The 21,121-nt window shown below is 69.8% G+C and carries 21 protein-coding genes; 1 reads left to right on the forward strand and 20 read right to left on the reverse strand.

Going from position 1 to position 21,121, the window contains the following annotated elements:
* Positions 1 to 75 precede the first annotated feature (75 nt).
* The gene (locus tag ACFHWS_RS17415; RefSeq protein WP_278174719.1) at positions 76 to 369 is read right to left on the reverse strand and encodes a WXG100 family type VII secretion target; all 294 of its coding nucleotides are present in this window, start codon (positions 367 to 369) and stop codon (positions 76 to 78) included.
* Between the two features lie 84 nt (positions 370 to 453).
* A complete protein-coding gene (locus ACFHWS_RS17420) occupies positions 454 to 771 on the reverse strand; it encodes a WXG100 family type VII secretion target (RefSeq protein WP_282233287.1) in 318 nt (105 codons plus the stop codon).
* A gap of 381 nt (positions 772 to 1,152) precedes the next feature.
* On the opposite strand from ACFHWS_RS17420, the gene ACFHWS_RS17425 reads away from it, so the two are divergent.
* On the forward strand, positions 1,153 to 1,539 hold the full coding sequence (locus ACFHWS_RS17425; RefSeq protein WP_416556493.1) for a phage holin family protein: 387 nt from the start codon (positions 1,153 to 1,155) through the stop codon (positions 1,537 to 1,539).
* Between the two features lie 72 nt (positions 1,540 to 1,611).
* Here the strand turns inward: ACFHWS_RS17425 and ACFHWS_RS17430 are convergent, their stop codons facing one another.
* From ACFHWS_RS17430 to ACFHWS_RS17515, 18 genes are all read right to left on the reverse strand, one after another.
* On the reverse strand, positions 1,612 to 2,301 hold the full coding sequence (locus tag ACFHWS_RS17430) for an anti-sigma factor family protein (RefSeq protein ID WP_416556494.1): 690 nt from the start codon (positions 2,299 to 2,301) through the stop codon (positions 1,612 to 1,614).
* Positions 2,301 to 2,795, reverse strand: a complete 495-nt coding sequence (locus tag ACFHWS_RS17435; protein ID WP_233606748.1) for a sigma-70 family RNA polymerase sigma factor — start codon at positions 2,793 to 2,795, stop codon at positions 2,301 to 2,303. The genes ACFHWS_RS17430 and ACFHWS_RS17435 overlap by 1 nt, the downstream gene beginning before the upstream one ends.
* A gap of 92 nt (positions 2,796 to 2,887) precedes the next feature.
* Positions 2,888 to 3,682 carry an IclR family transcriptional regulator gene (locus ACFHWS_RS17440; RefSeq protein WP_416556495.1) on the reverse strand — a complete coding sequence of 265 codons (795 nt, stop codon included), beginning with the start codon at positions 3,680 to 3,682 and terminating at the stop codon, positions 2,888 to 2,890.
* 243 nt (positions 3,683 to 3,925) lie between these two features.
* Positions 3,926 to 4,984, reverse strand: coding sequence for a polyprenyl synthetase family protein (locus tag ACFHWS_RS17445; protein WP_416556496.1), 1,059 nt, complete (start codon positions 4,982 to 4,984; stop codon positions 3,926 to 3,928).
* Positions 4,985 to 5,029: 45 nt separating this feature from the next.
* Positions 5,030 to 6,586, reverse strand: coding sequence for an NADH-quinone oxidoreductase subunit NuoN (nuoN, locus tag ACFHWS_RS17450; RefSeq protein WP_416556497.1), 1,557 nt, complete (start codon positions 6,584 to 6,586; stop codon positions 5,030 to 5,032).
* Positions 6,583 to 8,118 carry an NADH-quinone oxidoreductase subunit M gene (locus ACFHWS_RS17455; RefSeq protein ID WP_123607130.1) on the reverse strand — a complete coding sequence of 512 codons (1,536 nt, stop codon included), beginning with the start codon at positions 8,116 to 8,118 and terminating at the stop codon, positions 6,583 to 6,585. The genes nuoN and ACFHWS_RS17455 overlap by 4 nt, the downstream gene beginning before the upstream one ends.
* Positions 8,115 to 10,034 carry an NADH-quinone oxidoreductase subunit L gene (nuoL, locus tag ACFHWS_RS17460; protein ID WP_416556499.1) on the reverse strand — a complete coding sequence of 640 codons (1,920 nt, stop codon included), beginning with the start codon at positions 10,032 to 10,034 and terminating at the stop codon, positions 8,115 to 8,117. The genes ACFHWS_RS17455 and nuoL overlap by 4 nt, the downstream gene beginning before the upstream one ends.
* Before the next feature lie 12 nt (positions 10,035 to 10,046).
* The gene (gene nuoK, locus ACFHWS_RS17465) at positions 10,047 to 10,346 is read right to left on the reverse strand and encodes an NADH-quinone oxidoreductase subunit NuoK (RefSeq protein WP_123607128.1); all 300 of its coding nucleotides are present in this window, start codon (positions 10,344 to 10,346) and stop codon (positions 10,047 to 10,049) included.
* Positions 10,343 to 11,098, reverse strand: coding sequence for an NADH-quinone oxidoreductase subunit J (locus tag ACFHWS_RS17470; RefSeq protein WP_278173315.1), 756 nt, complete (start codon positions 11,096 to 11,098; stop codon positions 10,343 to 10,345). Before ACFHWS_RS17470 ends, nuoK begins: the two co-directional genes overlap by 4 nt.
* Positions 11,095 to 11,688, reverse strand: a complete 594-nt coding sequence (gene nuoI / locus ACFHWS_RS17475; RefSeq protein ID WP_123607126.1) for an NADH-quinone oxidoreductase subunit NuoI — start codon at positions 11,686 to 11,688, stop codon at positions 11,095 to 11,097. Before nuoI ends, ACFHWS_RS17470 begins: the two co-directional genes overlap by 4 nt.
* Position 11,689: 1 nt before the next feature.
* On the reverse strand, positions 11,690 to 13,039 hold the full coding sequence (gene nuoH, locus ACFHWS_RS17480; protein ID WP_416556500.1) for an NADH-quinone oxidoreductase subunit NuoH: 1,350 nt from the start codon (positions 13,037 to 13,039) through the stop codon (positions 11,690 to 11,692).
* A complete protein-coding gene (locus ACFHWS_RS17485) occupies positions 13,036 to 15,579 on the reverse strand; it encodes an NADH-quinone oxidoreductase subunit G (protein ID WP_416556501.1) in 2,544 nt (847 codons plus the stop codon). The genes nuoH and ACFHWS_RS17485 overlap by 4 nt, the downstream gene beginning before the upstream one ends.
* On the reverse strand, positions 15,579 to 16,931 hold the full coding sequence (gene nuoF, locus ACFHWS_RS17490) for an NADH-quinone oxidoreductase subunit NuoF (RefSeq protein ID WP_278173310.1): 1,353 nt from the start codon (positions 16,929 to 16,931) through the stop codon (positions 15,579 to 15,581). Before nuoF ends, ACFHWS_RS17485 begins: the two co-directional genes overlap by 1 nt.
* Entirely contained in the window at positions 16,928 to 17,926 is a 999-nt protein-coding gene (gene nuoE, locus ACFHWS_RS17495; RefSeq protein ID WP_416556557.1) for an NADH-quinone oxidoreductase subunit NuoE, read from the reverse strand. The genes nuoF and nuoE overlap by 4 nt, the downstream gene beginning before the upstream one ends.
* A complete protein-coding gene (locus ACFHWS_RS17500) occupies positions 17,923 to 19,245 on the reverse strand; it encodes an NADH-quinone oxidoreductase subunit D (RefSeq protein WP_282233277.1) in 1,323 nt (440 codons plus the stop codon). The genes nuoE and ACFHWS_RS17500 overlap by 4 nt, the downstream gene beginning before the upstream one ends.
* Positions 19,242 to 19,988 (reverse strand): NADH-quinone oxidoreductase subunit C, encoded by a 747-nt coding sequence (locus ACFHWS_RS17505; RefSeq protein ID WP_416556502.1) that lies wholly within the window; start codon positions 19,986 to 19,988, stop codon positions 19,242 to 19,244. The genes ACFHWS_RS17500 and ACFHWS_RS17505 overlap by 4 nt, the downstream gene beginning before the upstream one ends.
* A gap of 31 nt (positions 19,989 to 20,019) precedes the next feature.
* Entirely contained in the window at positions 20,020 to 20,697 is a 678-nt protein-coding gene (locus ACFHWS_RS17510; RefSeq protein WP_123607119.1) for a NuoB/complex I 20 kDa subunit family protein, read from the reverse strand.
* A 10-nt stretch (positions 20,698 to 20,707) separates the two neighbouring features.
* On the reverse strand, positions 20,708 to 21,073 hold the full coding sequence (locus tag ACFHWS_RS17515) for an NADH-quinone oxidoreductase subunit A (protein ID WP_123607118.1): 366 nt from the start codon (positions 21,071 to 21,073) through the stop codon (positions 20,708 to 20,710).
* Between the last annotated feature and the right edge of the window lie 48 nt (positions 21,074 to 21,121).

A 21,121-nucleotide genomic window follows, 5' to 3' on the forward strand; every position in this document is an offset into this window, starting at 1 on the left:
CAACGGCCGGCGGACGCCTTGCAGATCAACTGATGCGAGAAAACACTTCGCGTAGTCGAAGGAACACCGTTCGACTCATCGGAACAGGTCCGCGTTGCGCCGTTCGGTGCTCAGATAGTCGGCGGCCGACTCGTCGACCGCGACCTTGATCTCCCGCAGCAGGGCCTGGAGATTCTGCGCCGCGCCGCGCCACCGGGCCTGCCGTTGCTCGTACGCCTGACGGGCCGCACCCTCCCAGGTCGCTACCAGTGGCGCAGCCTCCCGTTCCACCTGGTGCAACTGCGACCCGAGAGTACGCAGCGCCTGCCCGATGTCGGCGCTGGCCTGTTGCAGTGCGCGGAAATCCACCACCAGCTCGCCATCGGCCACCTGGTTACCTCCTCCGCGTCGTGCCATCGTGCCGCCCGCCAGGCAGCGCCCCGGAGCAGCCGGCCGGCAAGCTGCCAGTGCGTCTCAGAGCGGCAGCTCGATCCGTCGCCCCGCCCGGGTCACCCGGTCCGCCGCCGCAGCGTCAGTTGCCTGGTACTGCGTCCCGGCGGTACGAATCGCTCCGGCCGTCTCGCGCAACGCCCGGTGCAACACCGCCTGCTCCCTGGCCCACCCGGCTGTGACCTGTTCGAAGGATCGACCACCGGCACCACGCCAGGCGTGCTGAAGCACCTCCAAACGCTGCAGCAGACCGCGCAGCATCGCGTCGAGCTCCTCGTCGACCTGGTCGAAACGGCTGGCCGCCCGCTGCATGATCGCCAACTCGGCTTGCGTCTGCGACACGCTGTGCCCCTCTCGGTCCCGGTCAAGCCGGGTGCCCACCACCCCGGCGCCTACCGGCCGACGCCTCCCGCGCCGGACCGTGGCCAGTCACCCCCGCCGCGACGGCGGTGAACGTCACCTCGCCGACCGTAGTAGGGTCGACCCGCCGCCGCAGCCCCACCTCGTCCGCTGTGGATAACGGCTCGGTTGCGGTGGCACCGGCGACGAATCAGCCAGCGAGCGGTCAAACCGGGGAGACAGTCAGCAGGGTCGACCAACCGTCGCGCCGTGTACCGGTAGGACTGCAACTGGTGGGACTGCAACCGGTGCTGCCGGGACGTCGACGGCGCAGCTGCGAGACCGATGGGGCGCAACCGGCGGTCGGCATGGCAAGATTCCCGGATGGGTTTCCTCAAAAGCCTCCTCATCCGCCTGGGTAGTACGGCGTTGGCGTTCTGGCTGGCCACCCTGATCATTCCGGGCATCGCGTTGCAGACCGACGCGATCGGCGAGGCGGTCGTCACGCTGCTGCTCGTGTCGGTCATCTTCGGCGTGGTGAACGCGGTGCTGCAGCCGATCGTCAAGACCGTCGGGTGTGGCCTGTACCTGCTGACCCTCGGGCTGATCGCGGTGGTCGTCAACGGACTGCTGTTCCTGTTGACCGGATTTATCGCCGGACAGCTCGACCTGCCGTTCGAGGTGGATGGTTTCTGGCCGGCCGCCGTGCTCGGGGCGCTGCTGGTCGGCGTGGTCACCTGGCTGCTGGGTCTGATCCTGGACCGGGACTGACCGGCCAACCAGGCTGAACCGGGACTGACCGGCCGACCAGGCCGGGCCGGAACCGACCGGCGACCGACCAGGTCAGCCGACCTGGTATGCCAGGACCGCCGCGCCGTCGGAACGGACCAGTTCGACCCGTTCCAACTGGTCGTGCTCGAACCGGGTCGCCCCGGTGAAGACAATTTCGGCTCCGGGACTGACCGCCCACGAGCCGACCTGCTGCTTGGCCCCGTTCCGGTCGTAGGCGACCAACTCGAAATCCATCGGTCGGCCGTCCGGGTTGGTCGGCTCCCACCAGCAGCGCATGGTGACCTCGGTGCCGTTGGCCGCCGCCTGCAGACCCACCTCGGCGTGAATTGGCAACTGCGAGGCCACCGGCTGCATCGCGACGAGCTGGGAGCCGGGCGTGGGCTCCGGCGTACCGCCGGTCCCCACCCAGCCGACCCCGAAGCCGACCACGATCGCGAGACCGGCGGCGGCCAGCGCCGCCCCAGCGGTCTGCCAGCGGCGCATCCGCCGGCCCCGGCGCCGGGCCCGGCCCGCAGCGTCGGCCAGGGTGGCCAACCGGGGCTCGGTCGACGGCGGGTCGCTGATCTGCTCGAAGCCGGCCGGATCCAGCCGGCCGAGGAGACCGGGCAGCACCGCGATGTCGGCGACGGCCTGCCGGCAGTTGGGGCAGCCGGCGAGATGGTGCTCGTACGCCGCTCGCTCGGTGGGTGACAGGGCACCCAGGACGTACGCGCCGTCGTCGTGCGCGTAGTCACATTTCACTACTGGGTCACCCCCATCTCCTCCAGCACCAGCCGCAGCGAGCGCAATGCGTAGTGTGTCCGTGACTTCACGGTACCCGGCGGAACACCGAGCCTGGCCGCCGCTTCGGAGACCGAACGCCCCCGGTAAAAGCACTCGATCAGCACTTCCCGGTGTGGCTGGGAGAGCCGGCCGAGGGCTTCGGCCACGGTCCACGCCTCCACGGCGCGGTCCGCCTCGTCCACCGCTGGAGGTGGTTCCGGCAGTTCGTCGGTGACCACCTCGCCGACCCGGACACTGCGTCGGCGCCAGGCGTCGATCGCGAGATTCCGGGCCGTGGTGAACAGCCAGGCGCGTACGGATCCCCGCTCCGGGTCCAGCGACTCGGGATGTCGCCAGGCCCGCAGCAGCGTCTCCTGGACCAGGTCCTCGGCTCGCTGCCGGTCGCCACCGGCCAGCCGCAGCGCATGGGCGAAGAGCGCGTCACCATGCTCTTCGTGCAACGCGCGCATCAATTGTGAATCCTGGTCGGTCAAGAGGCGCCCTTCCCTTCCGCCTCATGACACGTAGCTGCCGGCCGGGCGGTTCAAGGTCCTGGAGAAACTGTTCAGCTGCCCGGATACTCCGGGCCGGTCATCGCCTCGGCGACCGCCCGGGCGGCGGTGAGCAGCTTCGCGCGGACCACCCGGGCCGAAGTCATCATCTCGGCCGCCGGCAACGCGCAGGCGATCGCCACCCGCCGCTCGACGTCCTTGTCCGCGTTGACCATTACCGCGGCGCAGGCGAGTCCCTGCCGGTACTGGCCGATCTCCAGGTGCATGCCGCGCCGGTCGCCTACCGCGAGATCGGCTTCGAAGCCCTCGATGGTGGTAATCGTGGCCGAGGTGAACGGCCGCATGCCGAACTCTTTGAGGTAGCGGAACCGCTGGTCGGGGGTGAGGGTGGCGAGCAGCGCCTTGCCCAGTGCGGTGGCGTGTGCCCCCTCGTCGAACCCGGGCACCAGGTCCTCCAGGTACGGCGAGCGCAGCCCGTCGGCCGACGCGGTCACCGCCACCTGGGACCCGACGAAGCGGCCGAGGTAGTGGCTGTAGCCGGTCTCCGCCGCTGCGCGGCGCAGCGCCTCACCGACCGCTGGCGGGCCGCGGAACGCGGCGACCAGCTCGCGGTAGCGGTCCGCCACCTCGAGGCCGACGATGTAGGTGCCGTCCTCGCGACGGATCACGTAGCCCTCGTACGCCAGGGTGCGCACCAGGTGGTACGTGGTCGCCACGGTCAGCTCGCAGCGCCGGGCAATCTGTTTGACGGTCAGTCCGCGCGGGGCACGTCCGACCGCTTCGAGCACACGCAGTGCCCGTGAAACGCTCCGGATGAGGTCCGAAGGTTCCGCCAAGGGGTCGCGCACAACCACCTCCGCCGCCGGGGACTTACACCATATGAAGAGACAGCCGCCTGTGGAACGCCCTTTCGAATCAGGGGCACCAGGTGGCGACTATCGGTGTGGCGCCCGACACGTACGGTTCATGCTATTGGCTAACGCGACATCATCGCAAATGGCGGTGCCGCTCGTCGCCCCCGTACCGTCGCCGGCCGGCGGAGATCCGCCCGGGCAACCGGACCGGACCAGGACCGGACCCCGGCCACCCGGCTAGTTCGTCCGGTCGGCGATGAAGTCGCACAGCGACTGCATCGCCTGCCGCGCCGGGCCGGGTGGCAGCGGCGCGAGCCGGGACCGGGCCTCCTCAGCGTAGCCGCGTACCGTCTCCCGGGCCCGCTTCAGCGCCGGTGACTCGCGCAGCAGGCCCAGCGCCTCGGCGTGCAGGTCGTCGTCGGTGACCGGACCGGCGGCCAGGATCTCCCGCAACCGTCGGGAGGCGGCGTCACCGTCGTCCGAGCCGAGCGCGTAGAGCACCGGAAGCGTATGCACCCCTTCGCGCAGGTCGGTGCCGGGTGTCTTGCCCGACTGGGCGGAGTCCGACGCGATGTCGAGCAGATCGTCGGATAGCTGGAACGCCACCCCGATGGTCTCGCCGTACCCGGCCAGGGCCTCGACGTGCTCCGCTGCCGCGCCACCGAACATCCCGCCGAACCGTGCGGACGTCGCGATCAACGACCCGGTCTTGTCCCCGATCACCTGCAGGTAGTGGTCGACCGAAGGCTCGCCGCCATGCGGGCCGACCGTCTCGGCGATCTGACCGTGCACCAGCCGGGCGAACGTGCGGGCCTGCAGCCGTACCGCCTCGATACCGAGGTCCGCTGCGAGGTCGGCGGCCCGGGCAAACAGGTAGTCCCCGACCAGGATCGCCACCGAGTTGGTCCACCGCGAGTTGGCGCTCGGTGCGCCGCGACGCACCAACGCCTCATCCATCACGTCGTCGTGGTAGAGCGTCGCCAGGTGGGTCAGCTCCATCACCACCGCCGCCGGCACCACCAGTGGTGCCGCCGGGTCGCCGAAGTGCGCACCGAGCGCCACCAGCAACGGGCGGAACCGTTTGCCGCCGGCCTCGACCAGATGTCGGGCCGCCTCGGTGACGAACGGGTCGGCGCTGAACACGCTGTCGCGCAGCTCGACCTCGACTCCGGCCAGGATCCCGGCGACGGACGCCTGCAGCTGCGGGTCGACGATGTCGATCCCGATCGAGGTCACCGCTCCCGCGCCGGACGCGAAGGAGCTGCCGTCAGCCGTCCTCACCACACCCCCAACCATGCCACAGCGGCGGTGGCAGCCCAGGTTGGGGGCGGGTGAGGTGGTTCATCGGACAAACTCGGCGGCGTTGCTGGTCAGATCCAGCAGCGCTCCCGGTGCGACCCCGAGCAGCAGGGTGGCCAGAACCCCGATCATCAGCGCCGCCGAGGTCAGCGCACCGGGGATCACCACCGTCGGGGTGGCGTCGCTCGGCTCGCTCAGCCACATCATCACCACCACCCGCAGGTACGGGAAGGCGAGGATCATGCTGGTCACCACACCGGCGATCACCAGCCAGATCTGGCCGTCCCCGACCGCCGCCCCGAAGACGGCGAACTTGCTGGTGAAGCCGCTGGTCAACGGGATGCCGGCGAACGCCAGCAGGATGAAGGTGAAGATGCCGGCGAACACCGGAGACCGTCGGCCCAGCCCCGCCCAGCGGGACAGGTGGGTGGCCTCGCCGTCGGCGTCGCGGACCAGGGTGACCACCGCGAACGCGGCGAGCACGATGAAGCCGTACGCCACCAGGTAGAACATCGTGCTGGCCAGGCCCTCGGCGGACAGCGACAGCACACCGACCAGCAGGTATCCGGCGTTGGCCACCGAGGAGTACGCCAGCAGCCGCTTGATGTCGGTCTGGGTGACCGCCAGGATCGCCCCGACCAGCATGGTCAGGATGGCCACCGTGCCCAGCACCGGGGTGAAGTCCCAGGCGGCCCCGTAGAAGGCCACGTGCAGCACCCGCAGCAGCGCGCCGAACGCGGCGACCTTGGTGCAGGCAGCCATGAAGCCGGTCACCGGCGTCGGTGCCCCCTGGTAGACGTCCGGGGCCCAGACGTGGAACGGGGCGGCGGTCGCCTTGAACAGCAGGCCGACCGAGATCAGCGCGATGCCGGCGAACAACAGCACCGGGCTGGACTGCGAGGTCTCCACCGCCGCCCGGATGGTGGCGAAGTCGACCCCGGGCCCGGTCGGGCTGTCCACCCCGGAGGTGAAGCCGTAGGTCAGCGCCAGCCCGAACAGGAAGAACGCCGACGAGTAGGCGCCCAGCATGAAGTACTTGAGCGCGGCCTCCTGGCTGAGCAGCCGCCGCCGCCGGGCCAGCGCGCAGAGCAGGTACAGCGGCAGCGAGAACGCCTCCAGGGCGATGAACATGGTCAGCAGGTCGTTGGCCGCGACGAACAGCAACATGCCGGCGAGGGCGAACAGCGCCAACGGGTAGACCTCGGTCGCACCGGACCGGCCGGTCGCCTGCTTGCGGTCCTCGGCCGAGTTGACCACGACCGCAGCCTGGGCGACGAAGGCGCCGCCGGTCTCCAGCGACCGCTCGCCGATCAGTAGCATCGCCATCACGCCGAGCACCAGGATCGCGCCCTGCAGGAACAGCGTGGGGCCGTCGACCGCGATCGCCTCACCGGCCGTCACCGTCCGGGTACTGCCCTGCAGGACCACCGCCACCAGCGCGCCGACCATGCTGGCCAGGGCCAGCACCAGCTGTACCGGGTTGCGCAGTGAGCGGGGCACGAACGCCTCGACGAGGACGCCGATCATCGCCGCGCCGAACAGGATCAGCATCGGCGAGATAGCCGCGTAGTCGATCGCGGGGGATGAGAACTCGCTCACCGGGCCGCCTCCTGGATTACGCCCTCGGTCGGGGCGGGGTCGGACGTGCCGACGTCGTCGAACAACGTCGCCTCGATGGCCGGGTTGATGACGTCGGTCAACGGCTTCGGGTAGAAGCCGAACAGCAGGATCAGGGCGATCAGCGGAGCCACCACGACCTTCTCCCGCAGGGTGATGTCCCGCTTCATGCCGTCGACCGTGGTCAGCGCCGGGTTCAACGTGCCCTGGGTGGTGCGCTGCACCATCCACAGCACGTACGCCGCAGCCAGAATGATGCCGAGGGTGGCGATCACCGCGACCGGTTTGTTCACCGAGAAGGTGCCGATCAGCACCAGGAACTCGGAGATGAACGGAGCGGTGCCGGGCAGCGCCAGCGACGCCAGACCGGCGAAGAAGAACACCCCGGCGAGCACCGGGACCATTTTGCCGGCCCCGCCGAAGTCGCTGATCAGTGCGGAGCCGCGCCGGGCCACGAACATCCCGACGACCAGGAAGAGCAGGCCGGTGGCGAGCCCGTGGTTGACCATGTAGAGCACCGCGCCGGTGCCGGCCTGGGTGGTGAACGCGAAGATGCCGACCCCGATGAAACCGAAGTGTGAGATCGAGGTGTACGACACCAGCCGCTTCAGGTCGTTCTGACCGACCGCCAGCAGGGCCGCGTAGATGATGCCGATCACGGCCAGAGCCAGCGCCCACGGGGCGAACCACTGCGACGCCTCCGGGAACAGCCCCAGGCAGTAGCGCAGGATGCCGAACGTACCGACCTTGTCCATCACGCCGACCAGCAGCGCGGCCGATCCGGCCGGCGCGGCACCACCGGCGTCCGGCAGCCAGGTATGGAACGGGAAGAACGGCGCCTTGATCGCGAACGCCACGAAGAAGCCGAGGAACAGCCAGCGTTCCACGCCGGTGGACATGTCGATCTCGCTGAGCGCCTGCCAGTCGAAGGTCTGCCCGCCGACCACCCACAGCCCGATCACCGCGGCCAGCATGAACAGACCGCCGACCAGCGAGTAGAGGAAGAACTTCACCGCCGCGTACTGCCGCTGGTGGCCGCCGTAGCTGCCGATCAGGAAGTACATCGGCACCAGCATGACCTCGAAGAACACGTAGAACAGGAAGATGTCGGCGGCGGCGAAGACGCCGATCATCGTGCCTTCGAGCAGCAGCAGCAGGCCGAAGTAGACCGGCACCGACCGCTTCGACGCCTCCGCGTCGTGCCAGGAGGCGAGGATCACCAGCGGCACCAGCACCGCGATCAGCATCAGCATGACCAGCGCGATGCCGTCGGCCGCGAAGGTGAAGTTCACCCCCCAGTTGGGGATCCACGGGTAGGACTCACGGAACTGGAACCGGTCGCCGCCGACGGTGAAGGCGAACCACATCACCAGTGACAGCACCAGTACCGCCACCGACCAGCCGAGCGCCAGCCACTTGGCCAGCTCCCCCTGGCGGCGCGGGACGAGCGCCACCACGAGCGCGCCGACCAGCGGCGCCACGGTCAGCACCGAGAGGAACGGAAAGTCGTTCACGCCAGCCATCCCATCTGCAGGGCGAGGAACGCCGCGACCACCACGAAGGCACCGGCGAGCACGGACATCGCGTACGAGCGCACGAAGCCGGTCTGCAGCCGCCGTAGCCGCCCGGAGCTGCCACCGATCACGGCGGCGAGGCCGTTGACCAGGCCGTCGACTCCCCGGTTGTCGAGGAAGACCAGCGCCCGGGTGAGGAAGATGCCCGGCTTTTCGAACACCACCCGGTTGACCGCGTCGGTGTAGAGGTTGTGCCGGGCGGCGGTGACCAGCACCCCGGCCGGCTGCTCCTGCTCGGCGGTGCCGGTGCGGAACAGCAGCCAGCCGAGCAGCGCGCCGAGCACCGTGATCACCAGCGCCAGGATGGTGACCACGCCGTGCGACAGCACCGCCTCGTGGTGGCCCTCCTCGGCGCCCAGCACCGGGGTCAGCCACTCGGGCACCGAGGTGGACATCAGCCAGCCGGCGGCCACCGACCCGACCGCCAGCAGGACCAGCGGCACCCACATCAGCGCCGGCGACTCGTGCGGGTGGTCGATGTCTTCGGTCCACCGCTTCGGGCCGTGGAAGGTGAGAATGAACAGCCGGGTCATGTAGAAGGCGGTCAGCCCGGCACCGAGCAGGGCGGCCCCGCCGAACAGCCAGGCGGTCCAGTCCTCCCGCTCGAAGGCGGCCGCGATGATCGGTTCCTTGGAGAAGTAGCCGGACAACGGCCAGATGCCGATGATCGCCAGCCAGGCCAACCCGAAGGTCGCCCAGGTGATCTTCATGTGCCGCCACAGGCCGCCGAACCGCCGGATGTCGGTCTGGTCCTTCATCCCGTGCATCACCGAGCCGGCACCGAGGAACAGCCCGGCCTTGAAGAAGCCGTGCGCCAGCAGGTGCACGATCGCCAGCGCGTACGCGCCGCCGCCCAGCCCGACCCCGAGGAACATGTAGCCGATCTGGGAGACCGTCGACCAGGCCAGCACCCGCTTGATGTCGTCCTTGGCGCAGCCGATGACCGCGCCGATCAGCAGGGTGAGCGCGCCCACGCTGACCACCACGGTCTGCAGCGTCGGGTTGGCCGAGAAGATCGGGTTGGACCGGGCGATCAGGTAGACGCCGGCGGTGACCATCGTGGCGGCGTGGATCAGCGCCGACACCGGGGTCGGGCCCTCCATCGCGTCCGGCAACCACGCCTGCAGCGGGAACTGGCCGGACTTCCCGGTGGCGCCGAGCAGCAGCAACAGGCCCATCGCCAGGATGGTGCCGGAGGCCAACGCGCCGGCACCGGTGAACACCGCCTCGAACTGGGTGGTCCCGAGCGTGGCGAACATCAGGAAGATCGCCAGCACCAGGCCGGCGTCGCCGACCCGGTTCATCAGGAATGCCTTCTTACCGGCGGTCGCCGCGGCCGGCAGGTGGTACCAGAACGAGATCAGCAGGTACGACGCCAGACCGACGCCCTCCCAGCCGAGGAACAGCATCACGTAGTTGTTGCCCAGCACCAGCACCAGCATCGCGGCGACGAACAGGTTGAAGTACGCGAAGAAGCGCCGTCGTCCCGGGTCGTGCGACATGTACTCGACCGCGTACACGTGGATCAGGAAACCCACGCCGGTGATCAGCAGCACGAAGACCGCCGACAGCGGGTCGAACAGCAGCCCGAAGTCCACCGACAGGCCACCGACCTCGATGAACTCCCACAGGCTTAGCTCGACCGCCCGGTTGTCCAGGCCGCGTAGCTGGAAGAAGTAGGTCAGGCCGAGGGCGAAGATCGCCCCGACGCTGACCACCCCGAGCCAGTGTCCCCACTTGTCGGCGCGCTTGCCGAGCAGCAGCAGGATCGCCGCGCTGGCCAGCGGGATGGCCACCAGCAGCCACACGCTACTCAGCAGCCCCGTGGCCTGGGCGTACTCCACAGTCGATTCCACGTGTGGGCCCCTTTAGTACTTCAGCAGGTTGGCGTCGTCGACGCTCGCCGAGCGCCGAGTCCGGAAGATGGTCATGATGATGGCGAGCCCCACGACCACCTCGGCTGCCGCCACGACCATCACGAAGAAGGCGATGATCTGACCGTTGAGGTCACCGTTGATCCGGCTGAACGTGACCAGCGCCAGGTTCGCGGAGTTGAGCATCAATTCGATGCACATGAACAGCACGATCGCGTTGCGGCGGACCAGCACGCCGACCGCGCCGATGGTGAACAGCACCGCCGACAGGATCAGGTAGTTGTCCGGAGTCATTTGTCAGTCCCCTTCGGGGCGGCCTCGCTGGGCGAGAGTTCGCGCGTCGGCAGGATCGCCGGGATGCTCCGGTCGGTGAGCGTGCCGTCCGGCAGCCGGCCGGGCGTGGCCACCGAGGTGGAGGTGGCGTAGACACCCGGACCTGGCTTCGGGCCGGGATAGTTGCCGGGGGCGAACCGGGCCCGCATCATCTCCGGTTGGCCGCGCCGCTGTTCCTTGCGCTTCTCGATGTGCGCCAGGATCAGCGCGCCGATCGCGGCGGTGGTCAGCAGGGCTGCGGTCACCTCGAACGCGACCAGGTACCGGCCGAACAGCAGGGCGGCGATGCCCTGCACGTTGCCGTCCGCGTTGGCCTGCTCCAGGCCGACCGCCTGTACCCCGCCGAGGCCCCGGTACAGCCCGGTGCCGACCAGCGCGGCGAAGCCGACGCCGAGGGCGACCGCAGCGATCCGCTGCCCGCGCAGCGTCTCGATCAGCGAGTCGGAGGCGTCCCGGCCGACCAGCATCAGCACGAACAGGAAGAGCATCATGATCGCGCCGGTGTAGACGATGATCTGCACCAGGCCGATGAACGGCCCACCCTGCACGACGTAGAACACGCCGAGGCAGAGCATGGTCAGCACCAGCCAGAGCGCGGAGTGCACCGCGTTGCGGGCCCACACCATGCCGATCGCGCCGAGCAGCGCGAGCGGAGCCAGAATCCAGAAGGTCACCGCCTCCCCGGTGGAGACCTCCGCTGCGAGCTCGGTCATGGCTTGCCCTCTCCCGTCGTCCCCGAGCCGTCCTGGGTGCCCTGCTCCGACCAGGGCGCCCGTTCGGCACCCGCCGAGGTGCCCGGGTTGGTCAGCGCGCCGACGTAGTAGTCCTTCTCGCTGTCGCCCAACCGCATCGGGTGCGGCGGCTGCTCCATCCCCGGCAGCAGCGGCGCCAGCAGCTGCTCCTTGGTGAAGATCAGGTCCTGCCGGGAGTCGCGGGCCAACTCGTACTCGTTGCTCATGGTCAACGAACGGGTCGGGCAGGCCTCGATGCACAGCCCGCAGAAGATGCACCGGGCGTAGTTGATCTGGTACGTGCTGGCGTACCGCTCACCCGGGGAGAACCGCTGCTCCTCGGTGTTGTCGCCGCCCTCGACGTAGATCGCGTCGGCCGGGCAGGCCCAGGCGCACAGCTCACAGCCGATGCACTTCTCCAGCCCGTCCGGGTGCCGGTTGAGGATGTGCCGGCCGTGGTAGCGCGGCGCGGACACCGGCGGCTTGAACGGGTAGTCGGTGGTGACCACCTTGCGGAACATGTGGGAGAAGGTGACCCCGAAGCCCTTGAACGTTCCCGTGATCGCGCCCACGTCACACCTCCTTGTCGTCGGTGGCGGGACCGACCTGGGCCGGCTCCCGTTCGGCTACCGCCCGCTTGGCCCGCGGGCTGGGCGGGACCTGCAGGTCCATCGGGGGCAGCGGGAAGCTGCCCGGCGGCCGGGAGTCGACCTGCTCCTGCAGGGTCGGCGCCGGCCGCTCCTTGCGCGTCGGCCAGAAGATCACCACGGCGAGCAGGATGGCGACCGGGATACCGATCGCGATCAGCCGGTCGTTGCGCTCCCAGCCGCTGGTCACCCGGATCCCGCCGAGGGCCAGGATCCAGGCCAGGTTGATCGGCAGCAGCACCTTCCAGCCGAACCGCATGAACTGGTCGTAGCGCAGCCGGGGCAGGGTGCCACGGAGCCAGACGAAGACAAAGATCAGCGCGATCACCTTGCCCATGAACCAGAGCATCGGCCACCAGCCGCTGTTCGCCCCGTCCCAGATGCTGATCGGCCAGGGGGCCCGCCAGCCGCCGAGGAACAGCGTCACCGTCACCGCCGACATGGTCACCATGGCGACGTACTCGGAGAGCATGAACAGCGCGAACTTCAGCGAGCTGTACTCGGTCATGTAGCCGGCGACCAGCTCGGACTCCGCCTCGGGCAGGTCGAACGGTGCCCGGTTGGTCTCCGCCACCGCGGCGATGAAGAAGATGATGAAACTGGGCAGCAGCAGGATCGCGTACCAGCCCGGGGCGTACAGGTCGAACCCGGCGATCGAGGTGAACAGGTCACCGCCGGACTGGGCGGCGACGATCCCGCTGGTCGACATGGTGCCGGCGGTCATGAAGACGCCGACCACCGACAACCCGAGCGCGATCTCGTACGAGATCACCTGCGCCGTCGAGCGCAGGCCACCGAGCAGCGGGTACGTCGACCCGGACGCCCAGCCGCCGAGCACCAGCCCGTACACACCCATCGACGAGCAGGCCAGCAGCACCAGCACCGCCACCGGCACGTCGGTGACCTGAAGTGGGGTCCGGGTGCCGAAGATGCTCACCATCGGCCCGAACGGGATCACCGACAGCGCGGTGACCGCACAGATCACCGAGATCGTCGGGGCGAAGAAGTAGACCACCTTGTCCGACGCCTTGGGGAGGATGTCCTCCTTGAAGGCCATCTTCAGCCCGTCGGCCAGGGTCTGCAGCAGGCCGAACGGGCCGGCCTGGTTGGGGCCGGGACGGACCTGCATCCGGCCGACCACCCGCCGCTCGAACCAGACCCCGAGCAGGGTGCCCAGCAGCCCGAAGACGAAGGCGAAGACCACCTTGATCAGGATCAGCCACCAGGGGTCCAGCCCGAAGTCGGACAGCGTCGGTTCCTGTGCCAGTGGGTTCACCGCAGACCCCCTAGGTTCGGGTTCGTCGCGCCGTTGTGGCTGATCCGCCCGTTGCCGTCCGATCCGGCGACCGTGCCGTCCGAGCCGGTGGCGGCGCTGACCTTGACCAGTGCGCCGGAGACCGCGCCGAGGCTGCGGCGCACCGTCGAGCCGGGTGAGTTCGTCGGTAGCCAGACCACCCCGTCGGGCAGCAGATCGGTGACCGCCGCCGGCAGGGTGACCGCGCCCCGGTCGGTGCCGACGGTGACCGGGTCCCCGTCGGCCACCCCGAGCGCCCCGGCCAGCGACTTGGCCAGCCGGACCACCGGCGGCCGTGCGGTGCCACCCAGGTAGGGGTCACCGTCGGTGAGGGTGCCGAGGTCGATCAGGTGGTGCCAGGTCGCCAGCACCGCCTCGCCGGCACCCGGGCTGGCCGGTGCCGTCGGGTCGACCAGCGGCAGCCCGGGACGCTGCGCCTTGGTGGCCGGCAGCGCGCCGAGCTCCCGGCGGATCAGGTTGACCTCGCCGGTGCCGAGTGCGACACCGAGCTGGGCGGCGATCGCGTCGAGCACCCGGGAGTCGGCCATCGCGGTGGTGGTCAGCACTGCCTCGAAGGTGCGCAGCCGGCCCTCCCAGTCGAGGTAGCTGCCGGCCTTCTCCACCGCCGGTGCCACCGGCAGGACGACGTCCGCGCGGCGGGTCACCGCGCTGTGTCGGATCTCCAGACTGACCAGGAACGGCACCGCGTCGAGCGCCTGCTCGGCCAGCCGCGGGTCGGCCAGGTCGGCCGGATCGACCCCGCCGACGACCAGTGCGCCGATCTTGCCGGCGGCGGTCGCCGCGACGATCGCGTCGACGTCGCGGCCCGGCTCGGACGGGATGGTCCCGGCGCCGATGTCCCAGGCCCCGGTCAGCTCCGCCCGCGCGGCCGCGTCGGCGACCGGACGGCCGCCGGGCAGCAGGTTCGGCAGGCAGCCGGCGTCGACCGCGCCCCGGTCGCCGGCCCGGCGTGGCACCCAGGCCAGCTTTGCGCCGGCCCGCTCGGCGACCGCGCCAGCGGTCGACAACCCACCGGGCACGGTGGCCAGCCGCTCGCCGACGAACAGGATCGCGCCGGACCGGCCGAGCGCCTCGGTGACCGCGCGGTCGTCGGTGAGCAGCCGCGCCTCGTCGCCGGGCACGGTCGGCACCAACGTGGCGCCCAGCTTCTCCAGGCCCCGGCTCAGGTACGGGGCCAGGGCGATCACCCGCAGCCCCTTCTTGGTGTACGCCTTGCGCAGCCGCAGGAAGAGGATCGGGCACTCCTCCTCCGGCTCCAGCCCGGCGATCACCACCACCGGGGCCCGCTCGATGTCGGCGTAGGTGACGTCGGACCCGCCGGCCACCCGGGCGGCCAGGAAGTCGGCCTCCTCGGTGGAGCCGGCGGTACCGGTGACCGGTCGGGCCCGGAAGTCGATGTCGTTGGTGCGCAGCGCCACCCGGGCGAACTTGGCGTACGCGTAGGCGTCCTCGACGGTGAGCCGACCACCGGTGAGCACCCCGACGCCGTACGCCCCGTCGCGGGCGTTGCGCAGCCCGTCGGCGGCGACCGCCAGGGCCTCGCTCCAGGACGCCTCCCTCAGCTCACCGGTGTCGGCGTCGCGGACCAGCGGGGTGGTGAGCCGGTCGGTGGCGGTGGCGTAGCGGAACCCCCACCGGCCCTTGTCGCAGTTCCACTCCTCGTTGACCGCCGGGTCGTCGCCGGCCAGCCGGCGCATCACCTTGCCGCGCCGGTGGTCGGTGCGCTGCGCGCAGCCGGCCGAACAGTGCTCGCAGACGCTCGGCGAGGAGACCAGGTCGAACGGGCGGGCCCGGAACCGGTACTGGGCACCGGTGAGCGCCCCGACCGGGCAGATCTGCACCGTGTTGCCGGAGAAGTAGGAGTTGAACGGCACGTCGCCGTCGCCCTCACCGTCCGGTGTCGGTTCCGCGCCGAACGCCTCGTCCCGGTAGACGTTGATCTGCTCGCCGGAGGAACGGTCCATCAGGTCGATGAAGGCGTCACCGGCGATCTCCTCGGAGAACCGGGTGCAGCGCTGGCAGAGCACGCAGCGCTCGCGATCCAGCAGCACCTGGCTGGAGATCTCGACGGGCTTCGGGTACTCCCGCTTGTGTTCGTGGAAGCGGGAGTCCGGCCGGCCGGTCGACATCGCCTGGTTCTGCAGCGGGCACTCGCCGCCCTTGTCGCACATCGGGCAGTCGAGCGGGTGGTTGACCAGCAGCAGCTCCATGATCCCCTGCTGGGCCTTCTTGGCCACCTCGGAGGTGAGCTGGGTGCGGACCACCATGCCGTCGGCGACGGTCTGGGTGCAGGAGGCAACCGGCTTACGCTGCCCCTCCACGTCGACCAGGCACTGCCGGCAGGCGCCGGCCGGGGCGAGCAGCGGATGGTCGCAGAACCGGGGGATTTCGATGCCCAGCTTCTCGGCGACCCGGATCAGCAGTGCACCCTTGGGCGCGGTGACCTCGACGCCGTCGATGGTCAACGTCACCGTCTCGGTGGTCTTGGCTACCTCTGCCATTAGTGCGCACCTACCAATGCTTTCTCCGACAGCTTCGGTGCCGTGCGGCCCTCGATGTAGTCGAGGTAGTCCTGCTTGAAGTACTTCAGCGAGGACGTCACCGAGCTGGTCGCGCCGTCGCCGAGGCCGCAGAACGAGCGGCCGAGGATGTTGTCGCAGGTGTCGAGCAGGGTGTCCAGGTCCTCGTGGGTGCCCTGACCGGCGAGGATCCGCCGAAAGACCCGCACCATCCAGTAGTTGCCCTCCCGGCACGGGGTGCACTTGCCGCACGACTCGTGGTGGTAGAACTCCAGCCACCGGTAGGTGGCGTACACCGGGCAGTCCTGGTCGGAGAAGATCTGGGTGGCGGTGGTGCCGAGGATCGAGCCGGCGCCGGCCACCCCTTCGAAGTCCAGCGGTACGTCCAGGTGCTCGGCGGTGAGCAGCGGGGTCGACGACCCGCCCGGCGTCCAGAACCGCAGCTCGTGACCGGGCTGCATCCCGCCGGCCAGCTCGATCAGCTCGCGCAGGGTGATGCCCATCGAGCACTCGTACTGCCCCGGGTTGGCGATCCGGCCGGACAGCGAATAGATCATCGGGCCGGACGACTTCTCCGTACCCATGCTCTTCCACCAGGCGGCGCCACCGAGCACGATGTACGGCACGCTGGAGATGGTGCCGACGTTGTTGACCACCGTCGGGCAGGCGTACAGGCCGTGGGTGGCCGGGAACGGCGGACGCAGCCGGGGCTGGCCACGGAACCCTTCGAGGGAGTCCAGCAGTGCCGTCTCCTCGCCGCAGATGTAGGCACCCGCCCCGCTGTGCACCACCAGGTCCAGGTCGAACCCGGAGCCGAGGATGTCCTTGCCGAGATAGCCGGCCCGGTACGCCTCGTCGACCGCGTTGCGCAGCCGGCGGGCGGCGTGCACCGCCTCACCCCGGATGTAGATGTAGGCGCGGCTGGCCCGGATCGCGTACGAGGCGATGATGACGCCTTCGACCAGCGAGTGCGGGTCATACATCATCAGCGGCAGGTCCTTGCAGGTGCCCGGCTCGCCCTCGTCGGCGTTGACCACCAGGTAGTGCGGCTTGCCGTCACCCTGTGGGATGAACCCCCACTTGAGGCCGGTGGGGAAGCCGGCCCCGCCCCGGCCGCGCAGCCCGGAGTCCTTGATTAGCTTGATCAGGTCGTCCGGGTGCACCGGGTCGGCGTCGCGGCCTCGGCCGTCCGGCGTACCGGTCAGCACCTTGCGCAGCGCGGCGTAGCCGTCGAGCTGCTGGTAAACATCGATCTTCCAGGCATCCGGTGACAGCCAACGCTTAGTCAGCACCGGGGTCAGCTTCTGCAGGGTTTCCGGTCGCGGCTGGGTCATCGGGTGCCCTCCTCGCTGCGCGCGTCCCGCAGCGACCCGCGCTGTGGCTGCGAGTTGTCGCCGGCCGGTTTGGCGTCACCGGCGGGCGGGTTGGCGGCGGCGCCGGCCGACTCGGCGGCCTCGGCGTCGCTGTCCGGTTCGGCCCGGTCGGTCGGCACCGTGGTGCCGGGGGCGTCCGGGGCCGGGGTCTTCGCGTCCGGGGCGCGGGTCTCGGCGGCCCGAATCTCCGGCGACTTGGCCTGTGGTGCCTTGACGTCCGGTGCGGTGCTGCCGGTCGCTGCCGGCGCCGGCCGGCTGGGTGCCGGGGCAGGGGCGTCGCCGCTGATCGGCGTGTTCGGGTCGAAGCCGGCGACCGAGACGCCGTGCTGCTGGGCCAGCCGCAGGCCGCGCAGCGTTGGGTCGCCGGCCGGTCCGTCGGCGACCGCGCCCTCACGGGTGTCGGAGAAGCCGGCCAGCTGCAGCGACATCTCCTTCAGCGGGCACAGCCGGGCACCTCGGGTGGGTGCCGGGCGGCCGCCGGCGCGCAACTCCTCGACGACGCCGAGCGCGACGTCCGGGTCGACCTTGTCGAAGAAGTCGTAGTTGACCGTCATCACCGGGCCGTAGTCGCAGGCGGCCAGGCACTCGGCGTGCTCCAGGGTGATGGTGCCGTCGGCGGTGGTCTCCTCGTGCCCGACCCCGAGGTGCTCGCTGAGCGCGTCGTACACCCGCTGGCCACCGAGCACGTCGCACATGGTGTTGGTGCAGACGCTGACCAGCCAGTCGCCGGTGGGCCGGCGCTTGTACATGGTGTAGAAGGTGGCGACCGCGCTGACCTGGGCCTTGTTGATGCCCAGCGCTTCAGCGCAGAACTCGACGCCGGCCGGCGAGACGTAGCCCTCCTCGGACTGCACCAGGTGCAGCAGGGGCAGCAGTGCCGACCGGGAGCGATCCGCCGGGTAGCGGGCGATGATCTCCCGGGCCCGGTCGTGCGTTTCCTGACTGAAGCCCATCAGCGGTCACACCCACCCATCACGGGGTCCAACGAGGCGCCTCCGGCGATCACGTCGGCGAGCAGCCCGCCCTCGGCCATGGCCGGGATCGCCTGGAGATTGACGAAGCTCGGTTCTCGGTAGTGCACCCGGTACGGCCTGGTGCCGCCGTCGGAGACGGCGTGCACGCCCAACTCGCCGCGGGGCGACTCGATGCCGACGTACACCTGGCCGGGCGGCACCCGGAAGCCCTCGGTCACCAGCTTGAAGTGGTGGATCAGCGACTCCATCGACTGACCCATGATCTTGGCGACGTGCTCCAGCGAGTTGCCCATGCCGTCCACGCCGATGGCCAGCTGCGCCGGCCAGGCGATCTTCTTGTCGGCGACCATGATCGGACCGGGCTTCAGCCGGTCCAACGCCTGCTCGATGATTTTCAGCGACTCGCGCATCTCCGCCATCCGGACCAGGTAACGGCCCCAGACGTCGGCGGTCGGCGTGGTCGGCACGTCGAACTCGTAGTCCTCGTAGCCGCAGTACGGCATGGTCTTGCGCAGGTCCCAGGCCAGGCCGGCGGAGCGCAGCACCGGCCCGGTGACGCCCAGCGCGAGGCAACCGGTGACGTCGAGCACCGCGACGTTCTGCGTCCGCTCCAACCAGATCGGCTGCCCGGAGAGCAGGTCCTCGTACTCCTTGAGCCGCTTCGGCATCACCTTGAGGAACTCGCGGATCTTGGCGATCGCCTCGTCCGGCACGTCCTGGGCGACCCCGCCGGGCCGCACGTAGGCCATGTTCATCCGCAGCCCGGAGACCAGCTCGAAAATCTCCAGGATGTACTCGCGCTCCCGGAAGCAGTACAGCATGATCGAGATCGCGCCGAGCTCCAGGCCGGTGGTGCCCAGCCAGATCAGGTGCGAGGAGATCCGGTTGAGCTCCATCATCAGCACCCGGATGGTGTTCGCCCGCTCGGTGACGTCGTCGGTGATCCCGAGCAGCTTCTCCACCGCCAGGCTGTACGCCGTCTCGTTGAAGATCGGCGCCAGGTAGTCCATCCGGGTGACGAACGTGGTGCCCTGCACCCAGTTGCGGTACTCGAGGTTCTTCTCGATCCCGGTGTGCAGGTAGCCGACGACCGTCCGGGCCTCCCGGACAGTCTCCCCCTCCAGCTCCAGCACCAGGCGCAGCACCCCGTGCGTGGACGGGTGCTGCGGCCCCATGTTGACGATGATCCGCTCGTCGGTGAGCGGGTCCGTACCGCCGACCACGGTGTCCCAGTCGCCACCGGTGACGGTGAAGACCTTGCCCTCGTCGGTCTCGCGTTCGGTTGCGTATCCGGCCGTCATTGGTAGCTCCTCCGCTTGTCCGGCGGTGGGATCTCGGCGCCCTTGTACTCCACCGGGACGCCGCCCAGCGGGTAGTCCTTGCGCTGCGGGTGACCCTCCCAGTCGTCCGGCATCAGGATCCGGGTCAGCGCCGGGTGGCCGTCGAAGACGACGCCGAACATGTCGTACGTCTCCCGCTCCTGCCAGTCGGCGGTCGGGTAGACGGCGGTGACGCTCGGCAGGTGCGGATCCTCGGCGGTGACCGCCGCCTCCAGCCGGACCCGGCGCCGGTAGGTCATCGAGGTCAGCTGGTAGACGACGTGCAGCCGACGCTCGTCGGCACCCAGGTAGTCCGCCCCGGACACCGAGGAGCAGAGCTCGAAACGCAGCGCCTCGTCGTCACGCATCACCCGGCAGACCTCGGCGATCCGCTCCGGCTTGATGTGCAGGGTCAGCTCACCCCGGTCGACCACGACCTTCTCGATCGCATCGGCGAAGGCCGGGTACGCCTCCTCGAGGGCGTCGCACACCTCGTCGAAGTAGCCGCCGTACGGCCGCTCGGTGCCGGCCACGCTGGACCGGCGGCGGACCAGGCCGCCGAAGCCGGACGTGTCGCCGGAGCCCTGGATGCCGAACATTCCCCGGCCGGCCCCGCTGGCCGGTGGGAACTCGGCCGGCGCGCCGCTGGTCGCCCCGACCGGCGGGGCGGCGGCAGGTACGCCACCGCCCGGCTGCTCACTGGGCGCGTTGGTCGGCCCGGTCACTGGATCGTCCTTTCGCTGGTCGAGGCGGGAATCACTTCAGCCGCTCCCGGGCGTGCAGGTGGTTCTGGGCCTTCATCCAGTTCTCGATCCGCAACTGCTCCTCGCGGCCTTCCCGGACGGCCTGCTCCCACTCGGCCCGGCGGGCCTTGTCGGAGCGGTACGACGACGGCATCGCCCCGGGCGCGACCACCGGCACGTCACCGCGGGCCCGGCGGGCCTCCAGCATCTTGCGGCCGTTCGGGCCGAGCGGCTCGTGGCCGATCTTCTCGCGCAGCTTGAGAACCGCGTCGATGAGCATCTCCGGACGGGGCGGGCAGCCGGGCAGGTACATGTCGACCGGCACCACGTGGTCCACGCCCTGCACGATGGCGTAGTTGTTGAACATGCCGCCGCTGGAGGCGCAGACCCCCATCGACAGCACCCAGCGGGGCTCGGCCATCTGGTCGTAGATCTGCCGCAGCACCGGGGCCATCTTCTGGCTGACCCGGCCGGCGACGATCATCAGGTCGGCCTGCCGGGGCGAGGCCCGGAACACCTCCATGCCCCAGCGACCCATGTCGTAGTGCGGGGCACCGGCCGCCATCATCTCGATCGCGCAGCAGGCCAGGCCGAAGGTCGCCCCCCAGACGGAGGTCTTGCGGGACCAGTTGACCAGCTTCTCCACCGAGGTGAGCAGTACGCCGGCGGGGAGTTTCTCCTCGATTCCCATGGTTCCTCCGTCAGTCCCAGTCGAGCCCGCCGCGCCGCCACTCGTACACATAGGCGACCGAGACGGCGACGATGAACAGCGAGACCGCGACGTAGCCGAACGCGCCGAGCGGGTCCAGCGAGACCGCCCACGGGATCAGAAAGATGATCTCGATGTCGAAGATGATGAACATCATCGCGGTCAGATAGAACTTGATCGGGATCCGACCGCCGCCGACCGGCTCCGGGCTGGGCTCGATCCCACACTCGTACGCTTCGAGCTTGGCCCGGTTGTAGCGCAGCGGCCCGGCCAGCCGGGCGGCCGCCACCGAGAACAACGCGAAGGCCGAGGCGAGGGCGAACACCCCGACGATGGGTATGTAAGGCGAGAGCGACATGGGTTTCTCCTGCTCGTCCTTCCCTGCCCGCGGTCAGTTTCAGCGATC

This window comes from Micromonospora sp. LOL_013, from assembly GCF_048060315.1.
Classification (GTDB): domain Bacteria; phylum Actinomycetota; class Actinomycetes; order Mycobacteriales; family Micromonosporaceae; genus Micromonospora_E.